Here is a 7,639-nt window from a genome sequence, read left to right on the forward strand (position 1 = left end):
CCGCCGGTGCGCGCCACACCGCCCCCCCCCACACCAACGCCTCCCCGCCAACGGGGGCGCTGCAATTGCCACGGGTTGCGGTGCGGCGCTACCCCGGCTCCCCGTCGGCAGACCGCCGGGTTCGCGCGACGCGTCCGTGTCATGCGGAGCGTTACACGGGCCCTGTCAGCGGCGGGCGCGCTCACGCTGCCGGACAGCATGGCGCAGGGAGTGCCAGGCGACCACCGCCCAGGCGGCGACGAGCAGGGCGTACAGGACGACGGCGATCCAGACGAACAGCTGCGAGCCGGTACGAGCAGCGAGCGCGCTCGTGCCGGTGACGCACGCACCGAGGGGGAAGATGAAGGACCACCAGGTGGCTGCGAAGGGCAGCCCTCTGCGAATTTCCCGTACGGTCAGCGCCGTGGCCAGTACCAGCCACAGCAGGGCGAAGCCCCAGATCCCGAGCCCACCCAGGAGCGCTACGACACCACTCCCGCGCGCGTACGGGGCGGGCAGCGCGCTCGGCGACGCCGTGGCCAGCGTCCCCAGCGCCGTCACCGCCTGATCCAGCGCCCCCACGCCGATCCACATCGTGGGCACCACCGCACCGCCTGGCGCGTCATGATGCACCAGGCGGCTGTAGACCATGGCCAGCACCAGCAGGACCGCGACCAACCCGAGCCCGAGCATCGAGTAGCAGCACAGCAGCAGGGCCAGCCGCACCTGCCCGGCCGGCGCCCGCGGGATGAGCAGCGCGCCCGTCGCGGCGGAGACCAGCGGCGGCACCACCGGTAGCAGCCAGCCGCCGAACGCCGCGTCCGGCGTGAAACGGTGCCGCGTGACCATGAGATACGGCACCGTGCAGGCGGTGGCAAGACCCAGTACCGTACCGGCCGACCACAGCACCCAGTCCGCATCCACCGCCGCACGCTCCCCGATCAGCCGCCGGCCGAGCAGCAGCGTCCCGGCGCCGACGGTGAGCACAGCCATCGGCGGCGCCCCGAAGAACTGGGCCAGTACCGGATCACCGGCATGCACCCGCAGCGCGCGCTGCCCGGTATAGCTGACGGCGAGCACGATCAGCAGCAGCGCGGTCCCCGCCCAGACCACCGTGGCGGCCTCGCCGAGCCCGGGGAAACCGCGCGGCAGGGTGGCGGCCGCGACGGCGACGATCCCGCTGCCCATGACGGCGGCGAACCAGCCGGGACCGAGCCGGCCACGCTTCCTGCCGTTCGCCTCGTCCGGCTGATCGCGTACAAGCACGGATGATCTCGGGGCCGAGCCGACCGCGGACGCTCTCGGGGCCGGGCCGACCTGGGACGGAACCGCTCGGCTGGTACTGGGGTGGGGTGTCACGGCGCGGAGTGCCTTCTCTTGGGGTGTCGGATTCGTCACCGTCCACGACCAGCCACGGTGACGGGCCGGCCGACTGGCCGGGCCGCACCCAGCAGCTCAGGGACGCGGCCGAGACCGTCGGCCCATTGGCGCCCTCGACGGTATGGCGAAGCGCGGCTCCCGCCACAGAACAGCACGCGCCATGACGCCCTCACACCAGGACATCGAGCACCGTGCAGGCCCGTTGCCGGGTGCCGCTCCGATGCCCCGATGTCCTTGTCCGAGCGTGTTGTGGCCACACCTGTGGCCATGACGAGACGGCAAGCGACCGCTGAACACGGGCAAGGCGCCGAAGCCCGATGCCTCGTTCCACACCACGGAAGGCAGCAGCATGCCGCAGGGACGCGGACGACAATCGGCACGGGAGCGGCAGAGCATCGCCGGGCGGATGATGGTGTCCTCCGATGTGGGCCCCAGTCCGTCCGGGAGGCGCACGATGAAGGACAGGCCGTCAGGCAGGAAGCCGCTCCTGGTGACCGTGCTGGTCTTCCCCGGCGTACGGCTGCTCGACGTGACCGGACCGATCGAGGTGTTCACGACAGCCAACGAATTCGGCGGCCGCTACCACGTACGCACGGTCTCCCCCGACGGCGCCGACGTGGTCACCGCAGCCGGCACCGGACTGCGCGTCGACCTCGCTGCCGCGCAGGTACAGGCGGCCAGCGATGTGGTCGTCATCCCCGGCGGCCCGGAGTGGCCCTCCCTCATCAAGGACGACGCGCTGCTGGACGCCATGAGAGGGCTCGACGCACGCGGCTGCCGCACGGCGTCCATCTGCACCGGCGCCTTCCTCCTCGCCGCGGCCGGACTGCTCGACGGACGCAAGGCGACCACGCACTGGCGCTTCGCCGACCAGCTCGCCCTGCGCTACCCGAAGGTGACCGTGGAAGCGGACGCCCTGTTCGTACGCGACGGCCACATCATGACCTCCGCAGGCGTCACCTCGGGCATCGACCTCTCGCTCGCCCTGGTCGAGGAGCACCTCGGCGCCGACGTCGCCCGCGCCGTGGCCAAGGACATGGTCGTGTTCATGCAGCGGCCGGGAGGCCAGTCCCAGTTCAGTGTCCGCACCCACACCCCGCGCGCGAGACAGGAGATGCTGCGCCGGGTCCTGGACGCGGTCGCCGAGGACCCGTCCGCCCCGCACACCCTTGCCGCCATGGCGCGCCGGGCAGGTGTGAGCACCCGCCACATGACACGCCTGTTCCACGACGAGATGCACACGACCCCGGCCCGCTACGTCGAGCAGGTCCGCATGGAGGCCGCCCAGGCGATGCTGGAAGACAGCGACGACCCCATGGCCACGGTGGCCCGGCGCACCGGCTTCGGGTCACCGGAGTCCCTGCGTCGAGCCTTCACGCGCAACCTCGGCATCACGCCGGGAGCCTACCGGGCACGCTTCCGCACCACGCACACCGGAGTCGACGGCAAGGGCGCCTGAGCCCTGGAGGTATACGGCGAGCACAGACAATCGCCGAAGTCCGACAGGCCGGCCGTGCCGGACGAGGCCAGCCAGGCCTCCTCGGCAGTCCGTCCCAAGCACCGGCTCTGCGAGCGCGGCCCGCCACGCGGGCGCGCCGAAACGACCGGCGAAGTACTGCGTCTCGTGCACGACCTGCTGGTCGGCGAATTCCATGACCTCGCCGAGTACGAAGGCGCACCGTCGTAGACGGTGACGCATTCGCTCACCCATACATGCGCGTGGCCGGTGACGCGCAGGAGGGTGAAGCGCCGGTCGGCCGGATACCCGCCGCGTTGTCTCGCGGCCCCGGAAACGTTCGCCCGCCTGCCGATGGTCCAGCATCGCGTCCGCAGCCTGGATCGCGTGCTCGCCCTCGATGTCACCTCGTCCGGAAGCGTGTTCCTTCCTCCAACGGCCTGGTGGGCGTTCGGCTCGAAGGTCCGTATCCGAGTGCCTCACGGCAGTTTCTCGGGCCATGGGGCAACGCAGGGAGAGCGCTGGGACGGTGGGGGCGTCGGATCCGGCGTCCCGGAATCTCGACAGGAGGCAGGGGCTTGGCAGAGAACCGGACGGTCCCGGGCGTGGCCGGGACCGATCACGAGCAGTTGCGGGCGTTCGATGAGCCGGGGGCTGCGTCGGCAGGGCGGTCCGCCTTGCGCGAGCGCTTCTTCGACCGGCCTGCCCTCGAGGTGGCTTCCGAACTCCTGGGGGCTCTCGTGGTCTCGCGCTCGCAGCGCGGCGTGACGGCGGTGCGTATCACCGAGGTGGAGGCGTACGAGGGGGCCCGATGACCCGGCCTCGCACGCGTTCCGGGGCCCGAACCGGACCAATCGAGCGGAGTTCGGGGCCCCGGGGACCTTCTATGTGTACCGGACGCACGCGGTGCATCGGTGCCTGAACGCCGTCTGCGGGCCCGGGCGGCGTCCCGCTTCGGTGCTGCTCCGCGCCGGCACCGTCGTGGCGGGACCAGACGTCGCGCAAGAACGCCGGGGGCCTGGGGTACGGGCGCGCGATCTGGCGCGCGGCCCGGCCAACCTCGCGCGAGTGTTGGGCATCGCCGATCTGCATCATGACGGACAGTCAGCATGCGACGCAGCGGCGGAGTTGTTCCTCGCGGAACCCGCCGGGGGCGTCTCGTCCGCGCGGGTCGGTCGGGGGCCGCGGACGGGGGTGGGCCGTGCTGCTGCACCCGGTGCGCCTGCTGGTCGTCCACGTGCACCGGGTGCGCTGCGTCGGCATCGTCCCGGTCGGCGTAGCGGTCCGCGCGGGCGCGGGAGTCGTCGGCCGCCTGGGTGAACGCATCCTGGAGGTGACGCAGCCGCTCGGCCGTGAGATCGACGGCTTCCGTCCGTTTGGGGCATCCTCACCACCGTCCAGAGTGGATGTGCGAGCCGGCACACCCTCCCGTTGACCACCCGCCGGTGATCACGCCACGGACGACCACGCCCATCCACCTGCGGCAACAGGGGCTCTATTCGCTCCCACGCCGCGTCCGTCAACTCACCTCGACCTGCCACAAGATCAACGAATCAGGGTGCTCGTGCTCGGACTCCCGCGCGGGGTCCGTCACGAACCGGCTCAGCCGGTAGGTGGTCGGCAGCGCCAGGCACCCGCACAGCGTGTCGATCCGGATCATCGGCCCGTCGACTCCTGCCTCCCGAAGACGGCGCAACTGCGTACCCAGCTCCGCCTTGTCCCAAGTCTCAAAGAGCACTTCCCACCGCCCCACGTCCGGCGCGGTGCGAGCAGCCTGCCGCTGCCTCTCGGCATCTTGTCGCCGCCTTCCTTTCCCCTGTCCTGGCACCAGCCCAGAGTCACTGGCCAGCGTCAGGACCGCAAGGCGATTGGACCGAGCATGCACGTTACTGCTCAGTGAGCATTCGTCAGACAGCCCCTGAGCAAGATCGTGTTACGAGCTCGTAGGCTCGGGATCACCGCAGGCTTGAAGGGCTGCGATGGCGCAGGGGGTGGCGGATGCCTCATCGGAGGAACCGGATCTGTGGGTAGCGGGGTGAGGGGTGCTCGAGCAGGTGGTTGTCGAGGTGGCGTAGATGAAGGTCGAAGAAGGCTCGTACGTAGTCACGTTGGGTGTGGATGGCGTGGTGCGGGTCGAGGGTGCCGATTGCCTGCGTCACCTGGCTGGGCGTCAACCTGAGGGCGGGCGCGGCTTGGGGTAGCAGTGTTTCCAGGTCGGTGAACGAGGTGTGGGTGGAGCCGATGAGAGCCAGTTCGCGTTTCCAGCCGTACTGGCTGGTCCAGAACTGATCCCAGCTGGGGTCTTCCGGGCCTGGGCCGGGGTCGCTGCCGAAGAGAAGGAATGGCCGGTCGGTGCCGTCGGTGACGGGTGGCAGGAGGCTGCCGTCCAGGTTGGCCCCGGCGCGCAGGCGCCGGTCGGCGCGGATGGCTGCGGCGGCTGTGGCGCCGCCGAGGGAGTGGCCGAGCATGCCGACGAGGGACAGGTCGAACGCGCCGGCGAGGGTGGGGGGCAGGGGTCGCCGTCCGGCGTCGGTGTTGTGTCCGGCGTTGAGCGCGGTGAGCTGGTCCAGCACGACCGGGTGTCCGCGGTGCGGACAGCGAGGGCCTTGGCGATCAGGGCATCGTCGATGTCGCCGGTGATGGCGAAGGTTTCCACCCGGCCGCCGGGAAACTCGACTTGGTCGGCGTCGTGGGTGTGGTCGATGGCCACGACCAGGTAGCCGTGGCTGGCCAGTTCCTCGATCAGAACAGTGCCGAGGCTGCGGTCGCTGCGCAGGCCCGGTGAGTACAGGACGACCGGCCTCCCGCACCGGACACGGTCCACCGGTGCGGCCAGGTGGGCGTGCGTGGTCGGCAGCAGCAGCGTGCCGGGCGGGATGCCCTGTTCCCGCTCGAAGAAGGGGACGGCGCCGGGTGACATCCACGGCGCCGGCGGGTGGCCATGGGCGGCGCGTGCCGGGTACCAGAGCTGGATCATGAGTTCCCGAGCCGGGCGGGAATCCTGCCAGGGGTCGACGCGCGCCCGGTCGACCAGGTGCAGGGAGATCGTACCCAGGGGATGCGGACCGGTTGGTGCGGGCAGGGTAAGCCGCACCGGAGTCGGCGTGGGGTTGGCGGCGACCGGCGAGTTCGCGGCGGGTCGCGGCTGGGCGGATGCCGTCGTGGCTATCGGGACGGCGCCGATGGCTGACGCCACGGCGGTACCGAGCAGTGCTCGGCGGGTCAGGAGCCGTCTCTCGTTCAACATGGCCAGAATGTAAGGGGACCTTTCCATCGAGCCAAGGTTGCTTGACTTCATGGAAAGGGGACCTTACATTCCTCGCATGGCAAAGCAGGTACAGCAGGACCATGTGACGCGCGCGGCCCGCCGCGCTGTACTCATCGACGGCATACCGGTGTCCGCTTTGGGCGTGATAGCCCTGGCGCTGGGCAGCAACCCCCATCAGAGCACCGCCCAGAAGGCCTGGTGGATCGCGACCACCGCCGTCTTCACCCTCGCGATCGCCTGGGTGCTGCTGCGGGCATTCCGGCGCGCGGACGAATACCTGCGCAGGATTCAGTTGGAGAGCATGGCCATCGCCTTCGCCGCAGTCCTCGTGGGGCTGCAAGTGGCCACCCTGCTCGATGCCGCAGGCATCATCCAGCTCCACCAGCTCGCGCAGTTGATCCTCCTCGGCGGCGTGGCAATCTGGATGACAATCGCGGACCTGCGTACCCGCCTGAACCGGTGACGGCGCGTTGTGAAGAACCGACTACGCGAACTGCGGGCAGCTCGCCGGTGGAGCCAGGCCGACCTGGCCGACCGGTGCCACGTCTCTCGGCAGGCCATCAACGCCATCGAAACCGAGCGGTACGATCCCAGCCTGCCTCTGGCGTTCACCATCGCCGACGTCTTCGGCCTGACCATCGAGGAAATCTTCCGTCCCGATCGGACCGAAACGACGGACAACCCGGCCCCGCGTGGACGTCGATGACGACGGCCTGCTCTGGGCCGGGGAGACCGTTCAAGCTTCGGAGAACTGCACCATCCGATTGATCGTGCTGAAGGACGGAGGCTCCGCTGCGGCCCGACAGACCGTGCTGGAGACCTTCCACCGGCTCGGCACCACGGGCGAGGGCATCGAGCAGTTCCGGATGGTCGCGCTGGACATCCCGCCGGAAGCAGACATCCAGCGGATCCGCAAGCTGTTGGAACACGGCGACGAGAAGGGTTGGTGGCACTGGGAAGAAGGATGTGTCACTGCCGCCTGGAGAGCCAGTGCAGGCACTGAGGACGATTGAGCGCCGCCTTGACTGCTCGCGTCAGCAACCGGACGCGAGAGGGTGGGGAATTGACTGACCGTCGACACGCTTTCCCGGGCTCGGTCGCAAGCATGGCAAACCCTGGCTCCTCCACTGACGTAGCTCCTTCGGCAACGGGGTACGTGGCTCGACGTATGTCGACGGACAGAGCCCTCGATCCGTCAATTTTCGGTGCCACTGAGCTGCCACGCATCGGGGCCTTCATGAAGCTACGGCCAGATCCCTGAAAACGGCCAGGGTGGCTCTTCGTTCCCCAGCCGGTTGACGTCCGCAATGTGGCGGTCTGTCCTGCGGTGTTCAGCTGCTGCCGCGTGACGTACGCCGTGCGGCGGCGGCCTGTTCGCGGACGTATGGGTCGGAGTCCGCCTGGAGCCGGTCGAGCACAGCAGCGATGGCGGGATCGCAGGCTCTGCGGCGTGGTAGCGCCCTAGGGCCTGTGTGAGGTCGTGATCAATTTCGGGTTCTGGTCCCGTGCGGGGACAGGACCTGGTAGGACGCTGGGTGTGACACGTAGGCAACTCA

General features: G+C 69.8%; 9 protein-coding genes and 2 pseudogenes. 7 read left to right on the forward strand and 4 right to left on the reverse strand.

Translation table 11 applies throughout. The features are described from left to right. Positions 1 to 165: 165 nt before the first annotated feature. Complete coding sequence (locus ABT288_RS48635) at positions 166 to 1,245, reverse strand: TDT family transporter (protein WP_351623141.1); 1,080 nt, start codon at positions 1,243 to 1,245, stop codon at positions 166 to 168. Positions 1,246 to 1,813: 568 nt separating this feature from the next. Here ABT288_RS48635 and ABT288_RS48640 point away from each other — a divergent pair. From ABT288_RS48640 to ABT288_RS48655, 4 genes and pseudogenes are all read left to right on the forward strand, one after another. Beyond that, positions 1,814 to 2,818, forward strand: coding sequence for a GlxA family transcriptional regulator (locus tag ABT288_RS48640; protein WP_351623143.1), 1,005 nt, complete (start codon positions 1,814 to 1,816; stop codon positions 2,816 to 2,818). A 54-nt stretch (positions 2,819 to 2,872) separates the two neighbouring features. Then, positions 2,873 to 3,046, forward strand: a complete 174-nt coding sequence (locus tag ABT288_RS48645) for a hypothetical protein (protein WP_351623145.1) — start codon at positions 2,873 to 2,875, stop codon at positions 3,044 to 3,046. Positions 3,047 to 3,393: 347 nt separating this feature from the next. Then, a complete protein-coding gene (locus ABT288_RS48650; RefSeq protein ID WP_351623147.1) occupies positions 3,394 to 3,630 on the forward strand; it encodes a DNA-3-methyladenine glycosylase in 237 nt (78 codons plus the stop codon). A gap of 49 nt (positions 3,631 to 3,679) precedes the next feature. Continuing rightward, positions 3,680 to 4,135: pseudogene (locus ABT288_RS48655) on the forward strand (DNA-3-methyladenine glycosylase); the annotation flags it as partial. Between the two features lie 92 nt (positions 4,136 to 4,227). Here the strand turns inward: ABT288_RS48655 and ABT288_RS48660 are convergent. The 3 genes and pseudogenes from ABT288_RS48660 to ABT288_RS48670 form a co-directional block, all read right to left on the reverse strand. Next, positions 4,228 to 4,356, reverse strand: a pseudogene (locus ABT288_RS48660) (transposase); the annotation flags it as partial. Then, positions 4,335 to 4,553, reverse strand: coding sequence for a hypothetical protein (locus ABT288_RS48665; RefSeq protein ID WP_351623149.1), 219 nt, complete (start codon positions 4,551 to 4,553; stop codon positions 4,335 to 4,337). The pseudogene ABT288_RS48660 and the gene ABT288_RS48665, both read right to left, overlap by 22 nt. Before the next feature lie 265 nt (positions 4,554 to 4,818). Next, the gene (locus ABT288_RS48670; protein WP_351623151.1) at positions 4,819 to 5,388 is read right to left on the reverse strand and encodes an alpha/beta hydrolase; all 570 of its coding nucleotides are present in this window, start codon (positions 5,386 to 5,388) and stop codon (positions 4,819 to 4,821) included. 750 nt (positions 5,389 to 6,138) lie between these two features. Between ABT288_RS48670 and ABT288_RS48675 the strand changes: the two genes are divergently transcribed. From ABT288_RS48675 to ABT288_RS48685, 3 genes are read left to right on the forward strand one after another with little or no spacing between them, the layout of a single operon-like run. Continuing rightward, entirely contained in the window at positions 6,139 to 6,546 is a 408-nt protein-coding gene (locus ABT288_RS48675; RefSeq protein WP_351623153.1) for a hypothetical protein, read from the forward strand. Positions 6,547 to 6,555: 9 nt separating this feature from the next. Beyond that, on the forward strand, positions 6,556 to 6,789 hold the full coding sequence (locus ABT288_RS48680; protein WP_351623155.1) for a helix-turn-helix transcriptional regulator: 234 nt from the start codon (positions 6,556 to 6,558) through the stop codon (positions 6,787 to 6,789). Then, positions 6,776 to 7,096, forward strand: coding sequence for a DUF4265 domain-containing protein (locus ABT288_RS48685; RefSeq protein ID WP_351623157.1), 321 nt, complete (start codon positions 6,776 to 6,778; stop codon positions 7,094 to 7,096). Before ABT288_RS48680 ends, ABT288_RS48685 begins: the two co-directional genes overlap by 14 nt. Positions 7,097 to 7,639: the final 543 nt, after the last annotated feature.

Origin of the sequence: Streptomyces sp. NPDC001093 (genome assembly GCF_040298985.1) — a bacterium.
Taxonomy (GTDB): Bacteria; Actinomycetota; Actinomycetes; order Streptomycetales; family Streptomycetaceae; genus Streptomyces.

Coding starts and splice junctions, on each gene's coding strand:
- ABT288_RS48675 (WP_351623153.1), top strand. CDS start 6,139: ATGGCAAAGCAGGTACAGCAGGACCATGTGACGCGCGCGGCCCGCCGC.
- ABT288_RS48640 (WP_351623143.1), top strand. CDS start 1,814: ATGAAGGACAGGCCGTCAGGCAGGAAGCCGCTCCTGGTGACCGTGCTG.